This is a genomic window from Eubacterium sp. AM05-23 (genome assembly GCF_003477535.1).
Taxonomy (GTDB): Bacteria; Bacillota; Clostridia; order Eubacteriales; family Eubacteriaceae; genus Eubacterium; species Eubacterium maltosivorans.
Map to the genome: position 1 here is coordinate 104,277 of NZ_QUDF01000009.1, position 23,721 is coordinate 127,997.

21 protein-coding genes and 1 riboswitch are annotated in these 23,721 nt (G+C 51.8%); of the genes, 5 read left to right on the forward strand and 16 right to left on the reverse strand.

Going from position 1 to position 23,721, the window contains the following annotated elements:
• The first annotated feature begins 122 nt into the window (after nucleotides 1-122).
• Nucleotides 123-298: riboswitch (cobalamin riboswitch) on the forward strand.
• A 96-nt stretch (nucleotides 299-394) separates the two neighbouring features.
• Genes DW091_RS13705 through DW091_RS13715 form a run of 3 tightly spaced genes read left to right on the forward strand, consistent with a single transcriptional unit; the run spans nucleotide 395 to nucleotide 2,777 of the window.
• Entirely contained in the window at nucleotides 395-1,432 is a 1,038-nt protein-coding gene (locus DW091_RS13705) for an alcohol dehydrogenase catalytic domain-containing protein (RefSeq protein ID WP_118518432.1), read from the forward strand.
• A 24-nt stretch (nucleotides 1,433-1,456) separates the two neighbouring features.
• Nucleotides 1,457-2,566 (forward strand): anthranilate phosphoribosyltransferase, encoded by a 1,110-nt coding sequence (gene trpD, locus DW091_RS13710; protein WP_118518433.1) that lies wholly within the window; start codon nucleotides 1,457-1,459, stop codon nucleotides 2,564-2,566.
• Between the two features lies 1 nt (nucleotide 2,567).
• Entirely contained in the window at nucleotides 2,568-2,777 is a 210-nt protein-coding gene (locus DW091_RS13715) for a hypothetical protein (protein WP_118518434.1), read from the forward strand.
• 191 nt (nucleotides 2,778-2,968) lie between these two features.
• On the opposite strand, the gene DW091_RS13720 is transcribed toward DW091_RS13715, so the two are convergent.
• From DW091_RS13720 to DW091_RS13745, 6 genes are all read right to left on the reverse strand, one after another.
• The gene (locus DW091_RS13720) at nucleotides 2,969-3,829 is read right to left on the reverse strand and encodes a hypothetical protein (RefSeq protein WP_118518435.1); all 861 of its coding nucleotides are present in this window, start codon (nucleotides 3,827-3,829) and stop codon (nucleotides 2,969-2,971) included.
• 174 nt (nucleotides 3,830-4,003) lie between these two features.
• On the reverse strand, nucleotides 4,004-5,323 hold the full coding sequence (gene der / locus DW091_RS13725; RefSeq protein WP_058694958.1) for a ribosome biogenesis GTPase Der: 1,320 nt from the start codon (nucleotides 5,321-5,323) through the stop codon (nucleotides 4,004-4,006).
• An 11-nt stretch (nucleotides 5,324-5,334) separates the two neighbouring features.
• On the reverse strand, nucleotides 5,335-6,633 hold the full coding sequence (locus tag DW091_RS13730; protein ID WP_224168805.1) for a DUF512 domain-containing protein: 1,299 nt from the start codon (nucleotides 6,631-6,633) through the stop codon (nucleotides 5,335-5,337).
• A gap of 103 nt (nucleotides 6,634-6,736) precedes the next feature.
• Nucleotides 6,737-7,414, reverse strand: coding sequence for a DUF975 family protein (locus DW091_RS13735; protein WP_118518437.1), 678 nt, complete (start codon nucleotides 7,412-7,414; stop codon nucleotides 6,737-6,739).
• 17 nt (nucleotides 7,415-7,431) lie between these two features.
• Nucleotides 7,432-7,746 carry a DUF3784 domain-containing protein gene (locus tag DW091_RS13740; RefSeq protein WP_224168806.1) on the reverse strand — a complete coding sequence of 105 codons (315 nt, stop codon included), beginning with the start codon at nucleotides 7,744-7,746 and terminating at the stop codon, nucleotides 7,432-7,434.
• Between the two features lie 23 nt (nucleotides 7,747-7,769).
• A complete protein-coding gene (locus tag DW091_RS13745; protein WP_118518438.1) occupies nucleotides 7,770-8,462 on the reverse strand; it encodes a 4Fe-4S double cluster binding domain-containing protein in 693 nt (230 codons plus the stop codon).
• An 87-nt stretch (nucleotides 8,463-8,549) separates the two neighbouring features.
• Between DW091_RS13745 and DW091_RS13750 the strand changes: the two genes are divergently transcribed.
• Complete coding sequence (locus DW091_RS13750) at nucleotides 8,550-9,080, forward strand: DUF4364 family protein (RefSeq protein ID WP_074616098.1); 531 nt, start codon at nucleotides 8,550-8,552, stop codon at nucleotides 9,078-9,080.
• 47 nt (nucleotides 9,081-9,127) lie between these two features.
• Here the strand turns inward: DW091_RS13750 and DW091_RS13755 are convergent, their stop codons facing one another.
• The 7 genes from DW091_RS13755 to DW091_RS13785 all read right to left on the reverse strand — a co-directional run bounded on the left by DW091_RS13755 (nucleotide 9,128) and on the right by DW091_RS13785 (nucleotide 19,716).
• A complete protein-coding gene (locus DW091_RS13755) occupies nucleotides 9,128-11,815 on the reverse strand; it encodes a calcium-translocating P-type ATPase, PMCA-type (protein ID WP_118518439.1) in 2,688 nt (895 codons plus the stop codon).
• Between the two features lie 337 nt (nucleotides 11,816-12,152).
• Nucleotides 12,153-13,409: an ABC transporter permease gene (locus tag DW091_RS13760; protein WP_058694963.1), complete on the reverse strand. Its 1,257-nt coding sequence runs from the start codon at nucleotides 13,407-13,409 to the stop codon at nucleotides 12,153-12,155.
• Nucleotides 13,396-14,124: an ABC transporter ATP-binding protein gene (locus DW091_RS13765; protein WP_058694964.1), complete on the reverse strand. Its 729-nt coding sequence runs from the start codon at nucleotides 14,122-14,124 to the stop codon at nucleotides 13,396-13,398. The genes DW091_RS13760 and DW091_RS13765 overlap by 14 nt, the downstream gene beginning before the upstream one ends.
• Nucleotides 14,114-15,103, reverse strand: a complete 990-nt coding sequence (locus DW091_RS13770) for an HlyD family efflux transporter periplasmic adaptor subunit (protein ID WP_074616100.1) — start codon at nucleotides 15,101-15,103, stop codon at nucleotides 14,114-14,116. The genes DW091_RS13765 and DW091_RS13770 overlap by 11 nt, the downstream gene beginning before the upstream one ends.
• 172 nt (nucleotides 15,104-15,275) lie before the next feature.
• Nucleotides 15,276-16,295 carry a HAMP domain-containing sensor histidine kinase gene (locus tag DW091_RS13775; protein WP_058694966.1) on the reverse strand — a complete coding sequence of 340 codons (1,020 nt, stop codon included), beginning with the start codon at nucleotides 16,293-16,295 and terminating at the stop codon, nucleotides 15,276-15,278.
• On the reverse strand, nucleotides 16,285-16,989 hold the full coding sequence (locus DW091_RS13780; RefSeq protein WP_058694967.1) for a response regulator transcription factor: 705 nt from the start codon (nucleotides 16,987-16,989) through the stop codon (nucleotides 16,285-16,287). Before DW091_RS13780 ends, DW091_RS13775 begins: the two co-directional genes overlap by 11 nt.
• Nucleotides 16,990-17,079: 90 nt before the next feature.
• Entirely contained in the window at nucleotides 17,080-19,716 is a 2,637-nt protein-coding gene (locus DW091_RS13785) for a valine--tRNA ligase (RefSeq protein WP_147365293.1), read from the reverse strand.
• 234 nt (nucleotides 19,717-19,950) lie between these two features.
• Between DW091_RS13785 and DW091_RS13790 the strand changes: the two genes are divergently transcribed.
• Nucleotides 19,951-21,273, forward strand: a complete 1,323-nt coding sequence (locus DW091_RS13790) for a GHKL domain-containing protein (protein WP_158577901.1) — start codon at nucleotides 19,951-19,953, stop codon at nucleotides 21,271-21,273.
• A gap of 46 nt (nucleotides 21,274-21,319) precedes the next feature.
• On the opposite strand, the gene fabZ is transcribed toward DW091_RS13790, so the two are convergent.
• From fabZ to fabG, 3 genes are read right to left on the reverse strand one after another with little or no spacing between them, the layout of a single operon-like run.
• Nucleotides 21,320-21,745 (reverse strand): 3-hydroxyacyl-ACP dehydratase FabZ, encoded by a 426-nt coding sequence (fabZ, locus tag DW091_RS13795; RefSeq protein WP_058694969.1) that lies wholly within the window; start codon nucleotides 21,743-21,745, stop codon nucleotides 21,320-21,322.
• A 2-nt stretch (nucleotides 21,746-21,747) separates the two neighbouring features.
• On the reverse strand, nucleotides 21,748-22,983 hold the full coding sequence (gene fabF / locus DW091_RS13800; RefSeq protein WP_096919433.1) for a beta-ketoacyl-ACP synthase II: 1,236 nt from the start codon (nucleotides 22,981-22,983) through the stop codon (nucleotides 21,748-21,750).
• A complete protein-coding gene (fabG, locus tag DW091_RS13805) occupies nucleotides 22,980-23,717 on the reverse strand; it encodes a 3-oxoacyl-[acyl-carrier-protein] reductase (RefSeq protein ID WP_199678171.1) in 738 nt (245 codons plus the stop codon). The genes fabF and fabG overlap by 4 nt, the downstream gene beginning before the upstream one ends.
• Between the last annotated feature and the right edge of the window lie 4 nt (nucleotides 23,718-23,721).

A 23,721-nucleotide genomic window follows, 5' to 3' on the forward strand; every position in this document is an offset into this window, starting at 1 on the left:
TTTGCCTCCTTCGTTTTTATGAATAGCGTCACCGCACAGTTAACACTGATATTATATCACCTTTGGATTAAAACTTTTACATTTTATCTTGACACCCGGAGCAAATGTGATATGATAATAAAAAAGCATAAAACATTTCAGGTGCTGCATGGCAGATAATAGGGAACTAAGTGAGATTCTTAGACGGGCCCGCCGCTGTAAGTGGATTGCCCGGCTCATCACCACTGTCCGAAAGGATGGGAAGGGAGCCAGGCGTGAATCCTCAGTCAGAAAACCTGCCTGAAGTGTGTCGACGGTCTTCATCTGAGCGATAAAGGCCTGTGGGAATGATGGAAAGTTCGCACCTTAGATTAAGGTCGGGCTTTTTTTGTTTGAAAAAATAAGGAGATACCGAATGAAAGCAGTTGTTTTAACAGGCCCCGGCGAGCTGGAAATGACCGAACGCGCCATTCCGTCCTGCGGTGACCACGAAGTCCTCGTCCAGGTCAAGGCCTGCAATTTATGTAAAACCGATCTCAAATGCCTGACCATGGGCCAGCGCGACCTGGTGTACCCGCGTGTGCTGGGCCACGAAATCTCCGGCGTTATCGCCGAGGTGGGCGCTGCGGTCACAGGCTACCAGAAAGGGCAGCGGGTGCACGTGCATCCGGGCATTGCCTGCGGCGGGTGTGCCTACTGCGAAGAAGGCGATGACAACCTCTGCGACCATATGCGCATCATGGGCTTTAACTATGACGGCGGCTTCCAGGAATACCTGATCGTCCCCGAGGAGGGCGTCCGCGGCCAGATTATCAACATCATTGAAAATGACACCCTGAGCTTTGAGGAAATTTCCTTTATCGAGCCCCTCTCCTGCTGCGTCAACGTCCAGGAAAAACTGAAGCTCGCGCCCTCGGATACCCTGCTGATCATCGGCGCAGGACGGATGGGCATCCTCAACCTGCGTGTGGCAAAGGCCCTTGGGGTACAGAAGGTCTTCCTGGTCGAGACCAACCCCGAACGGGCAGCGCGGGCGTTAAAGCTGGGCTTTGACGCCGTCTTTGAAAGCTACGAGGCCGTCGAAAAGGCCCTGCCGGCCCTGACAGAGGGCAAGGGCGTGGACGCGGCCATCCCCTGCTGCGCGGCTCCGGAGGCCATGAATCTGGCCCTGCGTGCGCTGAAAAAGCGGGGACGCTTCGGCCATTTCAGCGGCATTATCCCAGACGGCGCCACCCAGCCGGAAATCAATACCCTTCATTACAAGGAGCAGATCATGGCCGGCGCCTACGGGTGCGGCATCGCGCACAGCCGCCGGGCCAAGGCGCTGCTGGAGAGCGGCAGCCTGGTCGTAAAAGACCTGATTACAGAGCGCATTCCGCTCGAGGAGCTGGCGCACGGCCTTGAGCGTGTGCGGCAGCTCGAAACCCTTTCAACCATCGTTGTTTTTGATTAACACACCCTATGGAGGAATCGAATAATGGAAGCAGTTACAATGAAAGAATACGGCCAGGTGATCACCGGCCTCATCAACCGTGAAAATCTGACCAAGGAAGAATCTAAGGAAATGTTTATGGAAATCCTGGGCGACCGCCAGACGCCCATGCAGCAGGGCGCTTTTCTGGCCGCCCTCAGCGCCAAGGGCCCGACTGCCGCCGAGGTGGCCGGCAGCTTTGAGGCCATCTACGAAATCGACACCTGCAAGGTCACGCCCCAGACCGCTGTGCCCGTGGTGGAAAACTGCGGCACTGGCATGGATACCTTTAAGACCTTTAACATCAGCACCGTCGCCGGCATCATCGCCGCCGCGGACGGCGTCCCCATGGCCAAGCACGGCTCCCGGGCGCTGACCTCAGTCTGCGGCACCATCGACGCGGTGGAAGCCCTGGGCGTAGATGTGGACTGCAGTGTGGACGTGGTAAAGGCCAGCATCGAAACTGCGGGCATCGGCATCTTTAACGGCATGAGCCCAGAGGTTCACCCCACAGCTCTCGGACGGGTACTGTCACAGATTTCCTTTGGCAGCGTTTTAAACATCTCCGCCTCCCTGGCAAACCCTGCCCTGCCAAAATATGCGGTCCGCGGCGTCTACTCTCTGGACATGCTGGAATTTGTCCCGGACATCATGCACGAAATCGGCTATGAGCACGCTCTGGTCGTCTATGGCGAAGCCGGCAGCGGCTGTATCGACGAGGCGTCCACCGTCGGCCCCACCCATGTGGCTGAGCTCATGCCCGACGGCACTGTAAAGCGCAGTACCCTGACGCCGGAAAACCTGGGGATCAAGCCCGGCTGTCTGGATGAACTGGCCCCCTGGGACTCTGTGGACGCCGCCGCCCAGGGCATTGTCCGTATCCTGAAGGGCGCCTCCACCCCCACCCGCGCCAACATCGTCTGTCTGAACAGCGCGCTGATCCTCTACGTTGCCGGAAAGGCCGACAGCATTCAGGAGGGCTATATGCGCAGTCACGAGCTCATCGCAAGCGGCAAAGCCTACAAGGCCCTGGAAAAATGGGTTGCCACCCAGAACCGCAATCCCCAGGCCGGCCTTGCAAAACTGAAAGCCGTTGCCCAGGCTGCCGAGGTGTAAAATGAACCTTTACGCCTTTAAATCCGACAATGGCTACCTGAAAATAGCCCAAGACGGCTCCTACACCCTGGTCGGCATCAATAAAGCCAGTGTCTATGACGACAGCCGGCTGGACAGCCTGAAGGACCAGCTGACCGCCCTGAAGCCCGAGCTCAAAAACCTGAGGATCATTAAACTGGTGCTTGAGGAAGAGGATTATTTTTGGGCGTAAAAAAAGGACCGCATAAGCGGTCCTGCTTTCGCTTTGCATCCTGCGATCAACTTTTTCCAGTCGTCAATGATGTGACGAAACGGCACCTCATCTCTGCCTGGACCTTATGCGTCGTTTCGACGGGTCTGCTCTTTTGAAGTGTTGAGAATTTTTACATAAGATACCATTCTCCATTCACATTGCCTCACACTTTATCTCTGCACCGCATGATCGGCTTTTTCGACAACCTTCTCCCCGTCTCTCCCTCTGCGGGCTTCCAAAGCCCCTTTTGTGAGAAACAGCCCGCCATAGGCGGCAAGCATAAGCGCCGAACAGTAAGCGCCTTCCCAGAGAATAACGGGATGATCTGAAACTAAGCTCCATTTTGTCAGGAAAAACCATCCTAGTGAGAGGGCCAGACAAAGCGTTCCTGACTTGAGGCTGTCTGCCTTTTGAGGTATTTCAGCCGCACCAGGCACCGCCGTCAGCGACGCCACGATTCCGAACAGAAGAAAACGGACAAAATAAAGCGCTACATAAACTTGCTGCCCAACTTCATCTGGAATCTGGAGCGCCTTATACCCCAGCTGCCCAAGGGGGAATAAAAGCAGCAGAAATACCCCACAGGTAATCCATTCAAATTTTCTTCCACTCTTACCGCTCGTTTTAGGCGTGGATGTCACTCCCAAAAACAGCAGCAATCCCGCAATGGCAAAAAACCAGTTCTCATAGATTCTAATTGAAATCTCCTGTGCATAGAGCCAGTCCATCACACTACGCGGAATGATGTCATAAATCCTTTTTTGGAAAGCGCCAATCAAAAAAACCATCAACGCACCAACCAGATAGGCTTTGGATATCCTGATTCTCTTCACTCTGCCGCCGTGGGCCAAAAGCCCCAGTCCAAAGCCAATGCCAGTCCATTCCACCACATAAAGCACATTTTTTACTGTCAGTAAAAACTCATAGGGATACCAGTTTCCCGCCAGATAATGCCCCGCCGCGTCCATCAAAATCATGAATACAATCCCGCCCAGCATCAGCAGCACCGTTGATTTTCCTTCTTTTTTCATGGCTTTCCTCACACAAAGAACCCAAATCAAATGTCCACAGAAGTTTATCTTTATTATATCATATTTTTACGGATAAAAACAGTTACGGCAATGCAGCTTACTTTTCCACGCTTTCTATATGCAAAATCAAAAAAGACCCGCCTCACCCTAAGGTGAAGGGGGCCGGCAGCGCTGTCAGTCGTTTCGTTCCCGCACAAAGAACCGGATGGGTGTGCCATCAAAATCAAAGGTCTCCCGAATTTTGTTTTCCAGATAGCGCTGATAGGAAAAGTGCATCAGCGTCGCGTCGTTGACAAAGACCACAAAGGTCGGCGGGTTGACGCCAGTCTGTGAGGCGTAGAAAATTTTCAGCCGGCGGCCGCTCTTGGTTGGCGGCTGCTTCATCATAATAAATTCTGTCATGGCTTCGTTGAGCTTACCGGTGGTAATGCGTTTTTCCGTCTGACTCTTGACAAAATCAATGGTTTCGTAAATCTTGCTGACCCGCTGCCCGGTTTTGGCCGAGATAAACAGAATGGGCGCATAGTCGATAAAAGACAGCGTATCCCGGATTTCCCGCTTCATCTTATCCATGGTCTTGGTGTCCTTTTCCACAATGTCCCATTTGTTGACAATGATAATGGACGGCTTGGCGCGGTTGTGGGCAATGCCGGCAATTTTGGCGTCCTGTTCCGTCACGCCCTTTTCCCCGTCGATCAGCACCAGCACCACATCGCTCCGGTCAACAGCGGCAATGGCGCGCACAATGCTGTAGCGCTCAATATCCTCATAGATCTTCTTTTTCTTCCGCAGCCCCGCGGTGTCAATGAGGGTGTAATCCCGGCCGTTAAAGCGCACTTCGGTGTCGATGGCGTCACGGGTAGTGCCGGGTACGTCGCTGACGATGAGCCGGTCATGGCCCAGCATTTTGTTGATCAGGGTGGATTTGCCCGCGTTTGGCTTTCCGATCACCGCGATTTTCAGGTTATCATCCTCCTGCTCGTCCTCATCATAGACTTTCTTAACCCGCTCGATCACCGCGTCCAGAAAGTCGCCAAGGCCAAGGCCCTGCTCGGCAGAGATCGCCATGGGCTCGCCAATGCCCAGATTATAAAATTCAAAAATATTGTTTTCCAGCTGCTGGCTGTCCACCTTGTTAACGGCCAGCAGAACGTTTTTGCTGTGCTTACGGATCATGTTGGCCACCTCCAGATCAGAGGCGGTCATGCCCTCGCGCCCGTCCACCAGCAGCACGATCAAATCTGCCATGTCAATGGCCAGCTCGGCCTGGACACGCATTTGCAATAAAATATCATCCTTGGTGTGGGGCTCGATCCCACCGGTGTCGATGAGTGTAAAATGATGGTTCTGCCACTCCGCATCCGCAATGATACGGTCTCTGGTAACGCCGGGCGTGTCCTCCACAATGGCGATGCGCTCGCCCACCAGCTTGTTGAACAGGGTGGATTTGCCCACGTTCGGGCGTCCCACCACTGCGACAATCGGTTTTGCCATAGTATTCCTCCTTAATTCATCGCTTCCAGAAAGGCCGCACCGTCCACTGGGACAATGCGCACCTCTGCCTGAAGCGCCTTTTCAATCTCTTCTGTTGTCAAATCGTCCAGCAGGTCATGGGTCTGGCTGCGGACCATGTTTTCCGGGATCAGATAACGGTCTGCCCCCTTAGGCACCTGCCGGATAATGTCCTGTCCTGTGACCAGCCCGGACACGGTGATGTCCTCGCCGAAAAAATCGTTGACTACTGGGTAGACAGCAGGCTCCGCTCCGCAGACAGGGCGCACCTTGCAGGCGCAGTCCCGCATAAAATCTGCGGCCAGCCGCCCGGTGATAATGCCGACCTTTTGGGGTACGTCGTTTCGCCGTATCGCGCGGGCTTCGCTCAGGGCAGCCTCCAGGCTTTCCTTAAAATCTGTCATCATACCCACACCGTTTTCGATCTGCAGAAAACCGTCGTAGTAGACGGAATCCGGCAGCGTCTCACCGGCCAGCAGGAAAAACTCATCGCTGGCGTAGACAAAATTTGTACCGTATTGACTCCGCATCTGAGCCTGAATATCCCTGATGATGTCCAGGGTCTGTCTGGCGCTCTCCGCGTCAAATTTATGGAGCTTTGCCAGCCCCTCACGGTATTTGGACAGGCCCACAGGCACTACGGACACAGAGGCCATCTGCGGATAAAAGGCCATCAGGTCCTTCAGCGTCCGTTTCAGCTCATGGCCGTCATTATAGCCTGGGCACAGCACAATCTGCCCGTTCATGCCAATGCCGTTATCTGCAAAATACCGCAGGGATTCCATGATCGACCCGGCAAAGCGGTTGTGCAGCATGGCGCACCGCAGCTCCGGGTTAGTGGTGTGCACCGAGATATTAATAGGCATGATCCGGTAGCGCACAATGCGTTCCATTTCCGCCTCGGTCAGGTTGGTCAGGGTGACGTAGTTGCCCAGCAGAAAGGACAGGCGCTCGTCGTCGTCCTTGACATACAGGGTTTCCCGCATTCCCGGCGGCATCTGGTCGATAAAACAGAAAACACAGTTGTTTTTGCAGGTTCGGGTTTCCAGCATGTTTTCGTCAAACACCAGCCCCAGATCCTCCTCAAAGTCCTTTTCCACGTCCAGCTCCCAGATCTCGCCGTCGGGCTTTTCCACCTCGATCATCAGCTGCTCATCCGCCTGCAGATACCGGTAGTCCATAATATCTGCCACAGGCATTCCGTTGATGGTGAGCAATGTGTCGCCTTTTTCAATTTCCAGTTCTTCAAAGATGCTGCCCGGGGCAACACCCTCTATTTTAAATTTACCCACTGTTTTTCTCACTTAATCTATTTTTCTTCTATATTCAAGGCCTTCGTCAAAGGCCTGCAGCGCAGTTTTTTATTATATCATACTTTCCCCTTATTTGGAAAGCTTAGTTTTGATTCCCAGCCATAAAACGATCGATAACTTCCTGCCGTTCTTCTTTCAACCCCATATAAAAATTGGCAAAGGTAGCATTCAGATAAGGCCCCACCACGATGATGGCAATGCCCAGCGTCACAACGACCAGGAGCCACCATCCGATAAAGGTCAGGCACAGAAGAAAATATTCCAGCTTGTAATCCCGCATCATCAACTTGCTCAGGGTGATGGCGTCCATAAAGGACAGCGTCTCATAATCGTTCAGCAGGTAATAAGTCTGGGAATAGCTGATGGCCGCAATAATCCCAGGAATAATGAGCAGCAGCGCCCATAAAAAGGTCAGGATGCCCATGGCCAGACTGGCTAAAAAACACCTGCCAAAACGGTTAAAACCTGTAAAAAGATCTGCCACTCCTGCCTCCCGGCCGTGGTACAGGTTCATATAAAAACGCGAGGCCCCGTAGGACAGCGGTCCTGCCAGAACAAAGGATACGATGTTTGAAACCCGGTCATAAACTTCCGCGTCCAGATCCACGTTAAAAATCACTTTTTCCAGCAGGAGCATGATGGTCGGTACTCCGGCGATGGCCAGCCATGTGATGAACATGATCAAAACAGCCGCTCCCCAGTGTCCCTTGAGCTGTACCTTAGCGGACAGTTTCATGTCCTGACTTGTCATGTTTCTCATTTATTTCTCCTTTGGCACTAAAAAATCCCTCCATTGTATTTGTGCTGTGCTTTCACGAAAAGAACAGCCCCTATTATAAATCCAAGGCCAAAAAATATCCAGCCGAAGTGGGTACGGGTAATAAAGTCCGCCACACCTGTCAAAAAGCAGCCAATCCCCATAATCAGCAACGCCTTCCCAATCTTCTCTGTATAGGGTTTTTTATCCGCCTCAGATACACGCGCATAATGATAACTGTGGATCAGATTGATCCGCTCTTTTTTCCATATCAGCCAGCCCAGGTAACACATTAACAGGCCTATCAGGCCCATAAAAATCAATTCAAAAATCATAGTGTTCTCCTTATTAGGCGCACTCACAGGTTTTTCCTGAAATGCGGACAGTTCACCATGCACAGACCGCAGACCGAGCCGCGGCCAATGTGCTGATAAGCTTCCTTCATATGCTCGCTGCAGCTGTGGGCGTCTAACAGATAGCTGCGCTCCATGCCCAACTTCCAGAGCTTTCCCTCGATGGACATGGACGGGCAGGCCTTCACACAGGCCTGGCAGCTGCCGCATTCACTCTCCGCCAGGACCGCCACAGTATCAAGCGGCGCGTCGGTCAGCACCGTTCCCAGCCGCACTGCGGGGCCGTAATCCCTGTGGATAAACAGGGCGCTCTTTCCGATCCACCCCATGCCGGCAAGGACCGCTGCAGTTTTGTGAGCGAATAGCCCCCGGTATGGGTTTTCGCCCTTTACAGAGGGCAGCGACTGGGAGGCCGGAACAGCCAGCGTCATCGCACCCCCTTCCTCAAGGGCCAGCGCCACCCTCAGTGTAATCTCGTCGATCAGGCGGTTGACAATGCGGTAATGGCTAAAATAGGTGGCTGTGGGCGCGTCCTCTATCTGGGCCAAAATCCCCTTAGAAAGGCGCACCACCACCGATACGGCGCCGGGATAGCCCAGGTTTAGCCCATTCTCCAGGCTGCTCAAATCCGCAAAGCCAACCTGCGCCGCTCCAAGCCCCTTTCCCAGAGCCTCTATTTTTTCATTTAATGGATTCATAAAAATCTTCTCCTTTTACCACATTTGTTTTTAAATCTATGCTATAATGATAAGGTAACTTCAATTTTTCCAAGGGAGGTTCATCGCGTGCTTAACACTCAACATCAGGCTGAAGATAAGCTTATTATACTATACGTACTCAATAAAATCAAAACCGGCATCACCCGCGAGCAGGTGGCCTTTATCATTATTGAAAACCTGCAAATGAGCTATTTTGATATTCAGCTCTACATCGACAACCTCATCGAGGATGACTTTATCCGTTTATACCAGATGGATGATGATAAAACCGTGGTCGCCATCACCGCCAAGGGGCGGGAGACCCTGAATATTTTTGAAAAGGACATTCCTGCCTATATCCGTGAAATGCTGGAGCTTTATATTTCACAGAACAGGGACCGCATTTTCAGAGAGGTCAAGGTCATCGGCAACTACATCAAAAATACCGACGGCGATTACCAGGTACAGCTCAAGCTCCATGAAAACAACATTGTCCTGATGGAGCTGAACATCAACACGCCATCCCAGAAGCAGGCGCTGAATATCTGTGACAACTGGAAAAATGACACTCAGAACCTTTACGCTTCCATCATCAAGCTGCTCACCCAGAGCTCTTAGCCCGAATAGAAAAGCCCGCAGGCATGTATTGTCTGCGGGCTTTATTTTTATTTATCCCGGTGTACAAATCGTCCGATAAACTTGGTGATTTCCACAACCACCAGCGGCGCCAGTGACGCGGCCACAATGATCAGCCATTCCTGAGGGTTCAGGAAGGTCACGCTGAACAGCGGGTGGGCGGCCGGTATCAGAATGACGGCCAGCTGCAGGACTGCCGAGATCAGAATCGCGCCCCACAGGTACCGGTTGGTGAAAAACTGTCTGCTGAACACGGATTTGCTCTCAGACCGGACATTGAGCACATGGGTCAGCTGGGATAAACCCAGAACCGCAAATACCATGGTACGGCCTTCGTCCAGGCCAAAGTGGGAGTATCCATAATTAAAGACAAACAGCGAGATGGCTGCCAGCACAACGCCCTGGAAAATAATGCGTCCGCCCAGTCCGTGGGCAAAAATGCTTTCCCTGGGATCTCTCGGCTTCTTTTCCATAATGTCGTCATCGTTCTTCTCAACCCCCAGGGCCAGTGCGGGCAGGCTGTCCGTTATCAGGTTGATCCATAAAATGTGCACAGGCAGCAAAGGCTGAATCCAGCCGATGAGCGTGGCGATAAATAAAATCAGGATTTCGGCGATATTGCAGGACAGCAGGAAGTGGACTGCCTTCTTGATGTTCTCATAAATCCCCCGGCCTTCCTTGACCGCAGAGACGATGGTGGCAAAATTATCGTCTGTCAAAATCATTTCAGCCGCCTCCTTGGACACGTCAGTGCCCGTAATGCCCATGGCGCATCCAATATCGGCCTTCTTGAGCGCCGGAGCATCGTTGACCCCGTCGCCGGTCATGGCGACCACCGCGCCTTTTTTCTGCCAGGCGTCGACAATCCGCACCTTGTGCTCAGGCGACACGCGGGCATACACAGCCACATGGTCGATCTTTTCCTCAAGCTCCGCATCCGACATGCTGTTGAGCTCTGTGCCGGACAGGGCGACGCTGTCCTCTCCATAGATATCCAGCTCCTTCGCGATGGCGACCGCAGTGTTTTTGTGGTCTCCGGTAATCATAACGGTTTTAATGCCCGCTGTATGGCACTCATGGATAGAATCCTTAACCTCCACGCGCGGCGGGTCGATCATACCCGTCAGGCCCACAAAGGTCATATCATTTTCCAGCTCTTCCATGGTCACGTCAGGTTCGCTGTCATAGCGTTTATAGGCAAAGCCCAGCACACGGAAGGCATCGTCAGACAGAGTTTCATTGGCCTTTTCCACCTCAGCTCTGGCTTCTGCGTCAAATGGCATGGCCGCACTTTCATAGGGGATGCTCCCCATTCCTTTGAGGTAATTTGCACAACGGCTCAGCAGCACATCCGGCGCGCCCTTGGTGAAGCTGTAATAATGCTCGCCGTCTTTATGTACTGTGGTCATGAGCTTACGGTCCGAATCGAAGGGGATTTCATTGACCCTTGGATATTTTTCAAGATACTCGTTTTTCTGATAGCCGAGGCTGGCCGCATAGGCGACCATCGCCACCTCTGTGGGATCACCGATCTCCTTCACGCCGCTGTCGTCTGTAACAATGGAAGCGTCATTGCAGAGCAGGCCGATCCGCACGACCAGGCGCTCACTGTCGGTAAAGCCATCATCCTTGATATCCTCAGCGCTCACAATCCCGTCATTGGCATAGACCTTTTTGATGGTCATCTTATTCTGAGTCAGGGTCCCTGTTTTATCTGAGCAGATCACCGATGCTGCGCCCAGGGTTTCGACCGCGGGCAGTTTTCTGATAATGGCGTGCTTAGCCACCAGCCGCTGGGTGCCCATGGCCAGCACCACAGTAACGATGGCGGGCAGGCCCTCTGGAATAGCCGCCACAGCCAGGCTGACAGCGGTCATAAACATTTCCAGCATATCGCCGCCCCGCACCAGGCCGATAAAGAAAATCACAATGCACGCGCCCAGACAGCCCACTGCCAGGATTTTGCCCAGCTCTGTCAGCCGTTTCTGCAACGGCGTCTGCATGGATACTGTGCCCTGGATCATGCCGGCGATCTTGCCAATTTCTGTGTCCATGCCGGTCTTCGTCACAATGAATTTCCCGCGGCCGTAGGTTACCGTGCTGCTCATATAAACAGAGTTGAGCCGGTCGCCCAGCGGCGTCTCGGGGTTGCTCAGATCAGCGAGGTTCTTCTCAACCGCCACCGATTCCCCCGTCAGGGCAGATTCCTGTATCTGCAGGGCTGCGGCCTCGATGAGCCGGCCATCTGCAGGCACATTGTCCCCGGCGTCCAGGTAGACTACGTCCCCAGGTACCAGATTCTCGGCTTTAATAACTGTCTGTACGCCGTTTCGCAGCACCTTAGCTTCGGGTATGGTCAGCTTTTTAAGCGCCTCCATGGAGTTCTCAGCCTTATTTTCCTGTACCATCCCAATGACGGCATTGAGGATAACAATAATTAAAATTAAAATGGCATCGCTGATTTCCCCCAGAAAACCGGATATGACCGCGGCAGCCACCAGTACCAGAATCAGAAAATCCTTAAACTGCTCTAAAAACATCCGCAGCAGTGATTTCCGCTTTCCCTCGGCCATTTTGTTCTTTCCATAGGTCTGCTGCCGCACAGCGGCCTGGGCGTCGCTGAGCCCGGTGCGCACGTCGGTATCATAGACCTTCTCGGTCTCCGATACGGATAGTAAGAAAGATTCCCTTGACTTATTGCTTTCTTCGTTTGTCATTCTGTCCTCCTTGAATTATAAATAAAAAGACCCTTATCTCTAAGTTACCCCGCCTGCCCAAAGACAAACGCGAAATTAGAAATAAAGGTCTTACTCTCAAGTATAACGCTTGATGCTTAGCCGGAGCGTTCGCTCGAAATGACGACTAAGCAGCTCCTTAATGGTTGAGTTACTCCCCTTCAGGGTGCTTTTATTTAATTAATTTATTCTATTTTAGCACTTTAACCACAGGAAGTAAAGATAAAATCTAGTCAAAAACGGATTCAGCGTCGCATTTTGCAAAGAAAGCTTTTATCCTTTACTCGGAATGCTTTCTCTGTAAAATGCATCTGCTTCGTTATTCGTATCTCAGCGCCTCAATGGGGTCGAGCTTGGCGGCTTTATTGGCCGGGTAGTACCCGAAGAACACGCCGATGGCCATGGAGAAGCCCACAGCCAGAGCAATGGAGCCAAGAGACGGCACAACCGTAGTTTTGAGCAGCAGGCCGCCGAGGGCGCCAAAGCCCGCACCCAGCAGAATCCCCAAAATACCGCCGATAATGCAGATAATCATAGATTCGACCAGAAACTGTATGCGAATTGCACTGTTGGGGGCTCCCAGAGCCTTGCGCACCCCGATTTCCCGCGTACGCTCGGTAACAGATACCAGCATGATATTCATAACCCCGATACCGCCGACCAGCAGCGATATGCCCGCGATAACCGCGATGGCCATAGATACCTGCGACATGGCAGTGTTCATTTCCTTCATGATGCTTTCCATACTCTGAGCCTCTACCTTGCTGTTGCTGTTTTGAGGATAGAATTTATTGAAATAGGCTGCCGCTTTGGTGGCAAGCTCTGTCGAGCTGACGTCCGGCGAGGCCATGAGCATAATCATGCTGTAGCCCTTGGTCGTATCATTTGTAATATTTTTGGCTGTCGTGTAAGGGATATAAGCGGTCGAACGGCCGCTGCCGCCCATCGCCACCATCATGGCGCTCTGGGTCGCGTCCTCCATGGGATCCTGATAAACCCCTACAACGTAAAAGCTCTCGGTTCCATAGGTGGTTTCCACCTTTATCTCTTTACCGATAGGGTCGCTGCCCTCGCCATACAAATTCTTTTTCATGATACTGGAAATAACAATGACGTTCTTCTCACCATCGGTGTCCCGGTCGCTGATGGCGCGTCCCTGGACAATCTTGATGTTCTCAACCGTAAAGTAATCATGGTTAACGCCAGTAATTTTCATCTCCTGCTGCGGAATCGCGTCGACGGTTTTGGCCGCCCCGACGTTATTGCTGATCTCAAGGCCTTCAATCTCATCGCCGTAGCGTTCTCTGAAGCGTTCGATCATCTCATCGGTGATGTTGTCCTCATCGCTGTTAGAGTAGGTGCCGTCCACATCCTTAGGCATAACGTACAGCTGAATGTTACGGCCACCCACGTTGGAGAGTGTCTCGTTCAGGGTATTGGACATGGCGTCGCCAAGGGAGGTGATGGCAATGACCGAGGCGATCCCGATAATAATACCCAGCATAGTCAGCAGCGCCCGCATTTTGTTGGCGCGCAGCCCTTCCAGGGCCAGTTTAATATTTTCAAGCAAATTCATGGTGCCGCTCCAATCTCACTCCGGTGCCCGCCCGGGTGCCGACGATATTGCCATCGCTCAGGGTGATAATCCGCTCAGTTTCATCGGCCAGCTCCGGATTATGGGTGATCAAAATAATGGTTTTACCCTGCTTTTCATGCAGCTCGTGAAAAATATCCATGACCATGCGGCCGGTTTTACTGTCCAGCGCGCCGGTGGGTTCATCGGCCAGTATAATGGATGGATTATTGGCCATGGCTCGGGCGATGGCGATACGCTGCTTCTGTCCGCCGGAAAGCTCGTTAGGACGGTGCTTGGCACGGTCCGACATATCCACCAGGGCCAGCAGCTCCTCTGCCCGCTCCCGGCGTTCCGCCTTGGGCATGCCCGCGTACAGCATGGGCAGCTCCACATTATTGAGCGCCGTGGAACGCGGAATCAGGTTAAAGGTCTGGAACACAAAGCCGATTTTCTGGTTACGGATCTTTGAGAGCCCGCTGTCCTTAATGGTGCTGACGAGCAGCTTATCCAGATAATACTCGCCTTCTGTGGGCCGGTCAAGAGCGCCGATAATATTCATCAGCGTGGACTTGCCTGAGCCTGATGCCCCGATAATGGATATAAACTCGCCCTCTAAGACTTCCAGATCAAGACCATGAAGGATTTCAAGCTCATTGGGCGAACCCACATAGAAGCGCTTCACAATGCCCTTCATCTCAATGATCTTATTGCGCATTGGTGTCTCCTTGAGCAGTATCTGCCTGGGCTGTGACGCTGTCACCGGTCTGCTGCAGTGTGACAGAATCGCCGGCCTTAACCTTGTCGATGTCGGTGATGATCTGCATGCCGTCTGTCAGCTGGTCGCCTGAAATTTCAATGGCAAAGTCCGTTTCTGTCCCGGTTGTGACAGGCACCTCCTTCACAGTGTAGACGCCGTCCTTGGGGTCGGCGGCTACCAGCACGCAGCTTTCATTGTTCGCATTGGTGGTCAGCACATCAAAGGGAACGCTGTAAACGCCGTTTCTTTCCTCAACGATGATATTAAGGCGCGCTTTCATCCCGATCAACAGGCCGCTGATGTCAGAATCAATGCTGACCCGGGCCTCAAATTCCGGATTCTGGCTGCCTGTAGAGGCGGCGGCTGTCGCCCCGGTGCCGGAAGCACTGGACTGCTTGACAGCCGTAGGTGCAATGCTCTGCACGGTGCCAGTGTATTCCTTGTCCCCGGTCGCATCGGTTTTGATACTTACCTTCATTCCCGGCTGTACGGTTCCCACATCGGCTTCCTTGATGTTCGTGACCACACGCAGGCTGTTGGTATCCTCGATGGTAAAGAGCACACCGTTGGCCGGGGCGCCGTTCTGGGCGTTAATGGCCGTCACCGTACCAGAGGTCGTGGCTTCCACACGTTCCCAGGTATCGCTTTTTTCATCGTACAGGCGGCAGAGACGGTCGCCTTTTTCAACCCATTCGCCCACCGATACGTCGATATCCCACACGGGGATACCAGTCATATTGCTGACCTGCTCTACGTAGGTGCTCTCAACCGTACCATTGGTCGAGACTGTTCTCTGAAGGTTGGTCTTCTCAAGTGTCGTGGTTTTGACAGCGGCTGCCTGCGGCTGGCTGGTGCGCGTACAGGCCCAGACGCCCAGCGCTACGACAACGACTGCCAGTATGACAAGCGTAATAATGATACTTTTTTTCTTATTCATGGTGCCTCCATTATTTGTTTTGTTGTGAATCATTTTAACATAAAAACATGAAGAAATTCGGGATGAATTCTAAAGATTTTATTAATATTTTCCATGTAATCGTGCCTCATATGTTCTTTTTGCGGTGCAAGGTTGAAAAACAACCTCAAGCCGTACAGGGCCGGTATTTCGGCTAATACAAAGGCAAAGTCCAGATCGCCACAAACTCACCCTTCTCAATCCAGCTTTTAAAGGTTCCTTCATGACGTTCCGCAATTTTTTCACAGGTTTTCAGTCCAATGCCAAAGCTCTCGCCGCCGCTGTTTTTTCGCACCTGGTTCGTCTGGATAATCCGCAGGGTATCCGGCTCCAGCATAACATCAAAGCAGATGGGCCGCTTAGGGTCGGCATATTTCAGGGCGTTGGAGCAAAGGTTGTCAAAAACGCGCCGGAACTGCTGAATGTCCACATTGATGGCAAATCCTTCCTCGATGCTGTCTCTCACCTTGACGGTCAGGCCCTTTTCTTCCAGCAAAAAGACGCTCTCCGATAAGACCTGCGCCAGCAGCTCATTACCGTCGATCAGCTCATAATGAAACATAACCTCCTCGTTTTCGGCCACCGAATGGCTGAAGAGAGCTGTGGTGAGGTTTTTGATCTGATAGGCTTTCTCCAGCGCGTTGTTGATATAAACAGCCCCCTCCTCCGGGCTTTTGACCTTGCCGTCTCTGATGAGATCCAGATAACAGATTACAGAGGTAAGCGGCGTCCGGATGTCGTGGGATATGGCTGTGACCATCTCATGATTTTCACGGATTGCTGTCTCACGCTCGTTTATCTGCTTTTGCAGTGTCCGCCGCATATCGTTAAGCTGAATGGCCAGAGCGGTCAGCTCATCATTGCCCTCTACTGGAATGGGGTATTCCAGCCCGCCCCCCTCTATGATCTCAATACCGTGCTCCAGGGTATGAATGTAACGGATTTTTTTATGGAACAGCTTTAAAAACACAACAAAGAGCACCGCGATGGTCACCATGTAAGACAAAAGCTCCACAGTCTCCTCTGAGATACCGTTCTCACGGATAAAGCAGGTCAGCAGCAGCGTGGTAACAACACCTGAAGCCAACGCGATGACAAAGGAAACACCAAAGTATTTCATGACGGTCAGCCCAAGCTTTGACCTGAAAATACTTTCCTCCTGCTTAGTCAACATAATAGCCCTTTCCCCAGGCGGTCTTGATGTACTGGGGCTCCTGAGAGTTATCTTTGAGCTTTTTACGCAGGTTCCGGATATGCACCATGACTGTGTTGTTGGCAGAATAGAAATAGGGCTCATTCCAGATGCTTTCATAAATATTCTGAGCAGAAAAAACCTTTTTCCGGTTGTCCATCATAAGCTCCAGTATCCGGTACTCAATATCGGTCAGGGTGACGATCTCTCCGCCGATCTCGACATTCTGCGCATCCTTGTCCAGCACCAGATCACGGATCACCAGCCTGTTACTCTTTTCTGCCGGCGCGCTGCCCTGGTACACGTAATAACGCCTCAGGAGAGACTTGACCCGGGATACCAGCTCGGTATAGGAGAAGGGCTTGGACAGGTAGTCATCACCGCCCACAGAGAACCCCATCACCTTGTCGGAATCCTGGTCCTTGGCTGTCAAAAACAGAATGGGCACCCGTGTTTTTTCCCTGATTTCTGAACAGGCCTTATAGCCAGATTTCTGGGGCATCATGACGTCCAGTATGATCAGATCAATGGAATCATCCGTCCTGTCCACTGCCTCCTGACCGTTTTTAGCCTGAACGACCTCAAAGCCTTCTGCTGTCAGCAGAATTTCTACCAGCTCGCAAATATCCTGATTGTCGTCTGCAATCAAAATCCGTTTCTTTCCTTCTTCGTTCATGGGAACTCCTTTCATTTAGTCGGCAACAAATACAACTTTACCTTAAAGAAAAGGCGGAAGTCTCCTTCCGCCCTGTTCTGTTTTATTTTCTTACTGATTGTAATAGGCCAGGCGTTCCAGCACCTTATCCAACATTTCCTGGTATTTTCGCTGTTTTTCACGCTCGCCCTCCACGACCTTTTCAGGCGCCTTATCTGTAAAGCCTTTGTTAGACAGCTTTTTGTCCACACGCTCCAGCTCTTTCTCAAGCTTGGCCTTCTCGCCGTTCAGACGCTCAATTTCCTTTTCTTTGTCTACCAGCTCGTCCATAGAAAGGAACAGCTCTGCGTCTTCAACAACGGCGCTCACATAGTTTTCCTGAACCTCCTCCTTGACAATGGCGGAGATACCGGAGACAGAGGCCAGCTTTTCAAAATAAACGGAGGACTTAAGCATCAGCTCCCCACGCGCCGCATTGTCTGTGATGACAAAGAGCTGCGTTTTCTTGGAGTTTGGCACATCCATCTCGGAGCGGATATTCCGAATGCTCTTGATGCATGCCATCAGGAAGCGGACATCCTCCTCATCCTGCTTAAACTGCAGGGCTTCATCGTATTCCGGCCATTCGGACACAATGATGGCTTCGCCGGCGTCTGGCAGGTAGCCGTAAATTTCTTCGGTGATAAACGGGATGACCGGATGCAGCAGCTTAAGGATGTTGGTCAGTACCAGGTTCAGGGTGTACTGCGCAGCTGCCTTGGTAGTCTCATCGTCGCCGTAGAGTCTTGGTTTTACCAGCTCGATGTACCAGTCACAGTATTCGTTCCAGGCAAAATCGTAAACTTTCTGGGCTGCGATTCCCAGCTCGTATTTGTCCATGTTTTGGGTCACATCCCGTACAACATCGTTCATGCGGCTCAGAATCCATTTATCAGTATTTTCCAGATTGGCAAGCGCGACGTCCTGCCGATCCATGATATTTTCATCCAGATTCATCAGCACAAAGCGGGCGGCATTCCAGATTTTGTTTAAAAAGTTTCTGCTGGCTTCCAGCTTTTCGTCCTGCCAGCGGATATCATTCCCCGCTGAATTCCCCGTGATGATTGAAAAGCGCAGCGCGTCTGCGGAGAACTGCTCAATGATTTCCAGCGGGTCAATGCCGTTGCCCAGAGATTTGCTCATCTTGCGGCCCTGAGAATCACGGATCAGGCCGTGGATATAGACATCGGCGAATGGAACCTCACCCATGTTATAAAGCCCCATAAAGATCATGCGGGCAACCCAGAAGAAGATGATATCATAGCCTGTGACCAGCACGTTATTGGGGTAGAATCTGTCAAGATCTGGCGTCTTTTCAGGCCAGCCCAGGGTTGAGAATGGCCAAAGGGCAGAGCTGAACCAGGTATCCAGGGCGTTTTCGTCCTGGGTAAAGTGTTCGCCTCCACACTTCGGGCAAACTTTCGGCATTTCCTTGGCGACAACCATCTCTCCGCAGTCATCACAGTAGTAGGCGGGAATCTGGTGTCCCCACCACAGCTGACGCGAAATGCACCAGTCGCGGATATTTTCCATCCAGTTAAAGTAAATCTTACTGAAGCGGTCGGGCACAAACTGTGTGTCACGGTTTTTGACAGCCTCAATGGCTGGTTTTGCCAGTGGCTCCATCTTTACAAACCACTGCTCAGAGGTCATGGTTTCAACGGTAGTGCCACAGCGGTAGCACTCGCCGACATTGTGGATGTGGTCCTCGATTTTTTCGAGCAGCCCAAGCTCCTTAAGGTCCTCCACAACCGCCTTGCGGCATTCATAACGATCCATGCCCGCATATTTTCCGGCCAGCTCATTCATAGTGCCGTCCTCATTCATGACATTGATCTCTTCAAGGTTATGGCGTTTTCCGACCTCATAGTCATTGGGGTCATGGGCCGGGGTCATCTTGACCACGCCGGTTCCAAATTCCATATCCACATAATCATCGGCAACGACCGGGATTTCCTTGTTAACCAGCGGTAGGATAACCGTTTTGCCTACCAGTTCCTTATAACGTTCATCATTTGGATTGACTGCCACACCGGAATCGCCCAGCATGGTTTCCGGACGGGTCGTGGCGACGGTAACGTAATCGTCACTGCCTGCGATGGGATAACGGATATGCCACAGATGGCCTGCCTGCTCGGCGTACTCCACCTCTGCGTCGGAAAGGGCGGTTTTACAGTCCGGGCACCAGTTTATGATACGGCTCCCCTTGTAGATCAGGCCCTCTTCATACAGACGGACAAAAGTCTCCTTGACAGCCTCGCTGCAGCCCTCATCCATGGTAAAGCGCTCACGATCCCAGTCACAGGAAGCGCCAAGCTTTTTAACCTGCTCACGGATACGGTCTTTATAGGTCAAAGCCCAGTCCCAGGCACGCTTTAGAAACTCCTCACGGCCAAGCTCTTCCTTGGTTTTGCCTTCCTCATTACGGATTTTTTCAACAACCTTTACCTCGGTGGCAATGCTGGCATGGTCCATCCCCGGTACCCACAGCGCCGCATAGCCCTGCATTCTTTTGAACCGGGTGAGTACGTCCTGAAGGGTGTCGTCAAAGGCATGGCCCATGTGCAGCTGTCCGGTAATATTCGGCGGCGGCATCACAATGGTAAAAGATTTTCCGTCGGGATGAACCTCCGGCTTAAAATAGTCCTTTTCCTGCCACCAGACATATATACGGCTTTCTACGTCCTTCGGATCATAGACTTTTGACATTTCTTTTTTCAATCTGCTTACCTCTCTCTATGCTAATGTTTTTAAACCGCGATAAATTTTTTCGATATTTTATTATTATACCAAACCATCGGCTATTTTAAAAGGGCGGACTGAAAATTAGTTGTAAAATCAGGATTTGACAACAACGCTCTCCTGTCGTATATTTAAAACAGACATAACAGACAGCCCAGCGCTGTCATGTCTGAGGATTTGTCTACGGAAAGGAAATTGGAAATGGATAAAGTGATCGCTGTCATGGAAAGCATGGTATCTTCACCCTTAGGGCTTATTTATATGAGTATTCTGTCGGATGGATGGCGTTTTTCAAAAAAGGCTACCCGGTGGCTGGTTCTGCTCTTTATCCTCTTTTTGCTTCTCGCCGATATACTTATCGTATTCAGCGCTGAGACCATCCAGTCCGCCAAATCGTCGATTTCAGTTTTCAATATTATTTTCTGCGGCCTTTTCTATTTTCTGATCTATCGCCGCTTTGACGGCAGAATGCTGTTCAATTTTTTCAGCGCCTGCCTGTTCATCTTTATCAGCGATACCCTGAGCGATACCATTTTTTACTCAACCGCCCAGATTCATATCCTTATCAAACTGCTTGTTTTTCTGTTTACCGCGCTGCTTCTGTACTTATTTTTCAGGAAGCCATTTTTGGAGGTTTTCAGAGATATTCGCAGCGAATGGTGGTGGCTGATGATCGTACCGATATCCTTCAGCTTTGTATTCGCAATGATCATCATGGTTCCGGGTCCGCTGTACCAGCACCCGGAAATGCAGCCGCAGGCACTTCTGATGTGCATTGCTGTCGTCTGCGCTTACATTGCCTTTTATATTGTATTTAAAGGAATAAAGGACCGCTGCCAGATCGAAAAAAGCTATGCCCTCCTCCAGATGCAGACATCTTTTATCAAAAAGCACACCGCCACGCTCCAGGAAATGGACGAGCAGATAAAAATGTACCGCCACGATATGCGTCACTACGCACAGCTGGTCAACACCTGTATCATAAACAAGGACTGGCACTCCATTAAAAAGGTGGCCGATTCAATGGACAGACGCCTCGACACCTCACAGAACAGCGGACAGCTCCAGAGTTATACCGGCGAGCTCATCGTGGACGGCGTACTGTCTTTTTTCGCAGAAAAAATGGAGCGGGAAAAGATCGACTTGACAATCCTTCTGGAGACGCCGTCTGAAGAACAGGTCGATATTACAGAATTCTCCGTCATGCTGTCAAACGCCATTGAAAATGCCTGGAACGCCTGCAAAGCAATGGCGGCAAATACGAAAAAAATCATCCGGATTACCGGCACACACCAGCACTCACAATATTTTCTGGCAATTGACAACACCTGTGGCAACGAGGTAGTCTTTGACGCAGATGGAAAGCCTGTCAGCTCAGAGAAAGGGCATGGCTATGGTGTTCAGAGTATTTCTGATTTCGCTTCGCGGTACCGTGGCTATTTACAATTTTCATGCAAAAACGGCTGGTTTCGCATGCAGATGATTTTACCTGGCCCAGAACCTGAAAAAAGACAAACTTCCTGACCCCAAAAGGGCCATTCCCTGGAATATCCGGGAATGGCCCTTTTTATTACTGCTGAACCGCAAACATCAGCTCACATTTCACAGCTTTTTCACCGTCGACAGTCGCCAGCGCATCCGCGAAGCCGATACCTGCGCGGAACCCTTTAAAGGTGACGTCCAGAGTCAGCTTGTCTCCGGGAATGACCTGGCGATGAATACGGGCCTTGTTGATGCCCGCGAACAGCGCGATTTTGCCCTTGTTTTCCTCTTTTGACAGAAGCAGCACCGCGCCCGCCTGGGCCAGCGCCTCAATCACCAAAACGCCGGGCATGACATGCTGCTGTGGAAAGTGTCCCATAAACTGCATTTCATTGGCTGTGACACATTTGACACCCACGACATGGTCGCCCTCCATCTCAATGATCTGGTCTACCAGTAAAAAGGGATAACGATGTGGTATAATTTCCTGTATCTGATTTGAATTTAAAAGCATTTTTAATCCTCCCATTTCGAAAACGCCAGGGTTGCGTTGTGTCCGCCAAATCCAAAGGAGTTGGAGATCGCACAGCGAATATCTTTTTTTACTCCTTCATTTGGCACCACGTTCAGATCACATTCGGGATCAGGCACCTGATAATTCAGGGTAGCCGGTACAAAGCCATCCTGAAGGGCCTTAACGGTGATAACAGCCTCTACAGCCCCGCTGCCGCCCAGCAGATGCCCGGTCATGGACTTGGTAGATGAAATCATCAGTTCTTTGGCACAGGCCCCGAAAAGCGCCTTTACCGCGGCTGTTTCGCCTTTATCATTCAAAGCTGTACTGGTGCCGTGGGCGTTGATATAGTCCACATCGCTGACCTTCAGCGCCCCATCCTTCAGTGCATTTTCCATTGACTTCACCGCGCCGCTGCCGTCCTCAAGAGGCGCGGTAATGTGATGGGCGTCACAGCTGGCACCATAACCCACGACTTCGGCGTATATTTTTGCGCCTCTGGCCTTTGCGTGCTCCAGCTCCTCCAGCATCAGGATACCGGCGCCCTCGCCCATGACAAAGCCGCTGCGCTCCTTATCGAAAGGGATAGACGCGCGTTTGGGATCATTACCGCTGTAAAGAGCACGCATGGACTGAAAGCCCGCAATGCCGAGAGGCGTGATGGTGGACTCGCTGCCGCCAGCCGCGATAACATCCTCGTAACCGAAACGAATGCGGTGGAAGGCCTCCCCGATGGAATTGGTTCCTGAAGCGCAGGCCGTCACGCTGCTGGAGCAGATACCCTTTGCCTGTAAATCAATGGCAATGTTCCCCGGCGCCAGATTGACAATGGCCATAGGGATAAAAAACGGCGATACCCTTCCCGGTCCCCGGCTGTTTAATGTTTCAGTGGATTCCTCAATCTTGCGCAGTCCGCCGACGCCTGAGCCTACAATGACGCCGAAACGGTCGCGCTCAATATCCGCATCCTCAAGACCTGCGTCCGCATAGGCCTGCTTGGCCGCAATTCGGGCAAACTGCGTAAAGCGTTCGTTAAACTTCATCTCACGTTTGCTGAAATACTGCTCAGTGTCCAGATCCTTGACCTCAGCGGCCAGCTTCACCTTATAGTCGCTGGTATCAAATGCGGTGATCTCGCCCACGCCGCAGCGGTTTGCCTTTACACTTTCCCATGTTTCGTCAAGGGTGTTTCCAATCGGGCAGACAATGCCCAACCCTGTTATCACAACACGTCTCATATGCTCATACCTCCATCAATACTGAATACCTGTCCGGTTATGTAATTGCTCTTATCTCCTGCCAGAAAAGCCGTCAGGTCGGCCACATCCTGAGGCGTGCCGTAGCGCTTAAGCGGAATCTGGCTCATGATCTCTTCCTGTACCTTTTCGGACAAAGCGCCGCTCATATCGCTTTCAATAAAGCCCGGCGCAATGGCATTGGCGGTAATATTTCTGGAGGCGAATTCCTTGGCAGTTGTCTTTGTCAGAGCGATGACCCCCGCCTTGCTGGCCGCATAGTTCGCCTGTCCAGCGTTGCCGCCAATACCGACCACAGAGGCCATGTTGATGATTTTTCCCTTCTTTTTCTTCAGCATTACCTTGGATACATGCTGGGTGCAGTTAAAGCAGCCTTTGAGATTTGTGTCGATGACCCGGTCAAAGGATTCTTCCTTCATGCGCAAAATCAGCGCGTCGTCGGTGATGCCGGCATTGTTGACCAGCACGTCGATGGTCCCAAACTCGGCGGCCACCTGGTCAACCATGGCCTTGACCGCTGCGTTATCTGCCACGTTGCACTGGCAGGTCATGGCGCGGACGCCCAAGGCTTCGCATTCTTCTTTAACGGCTGTGGCCTTTTGGGCGTTTCCGTTGTAATTGATGGCTATATTATAGCCCTCCTTTGCCAGATTCAGAGCGATGGCTCTGCCGATTCCCCGGCTGGCACCGGTGATCAATGCTGTTTTCTTTTCCATTTTC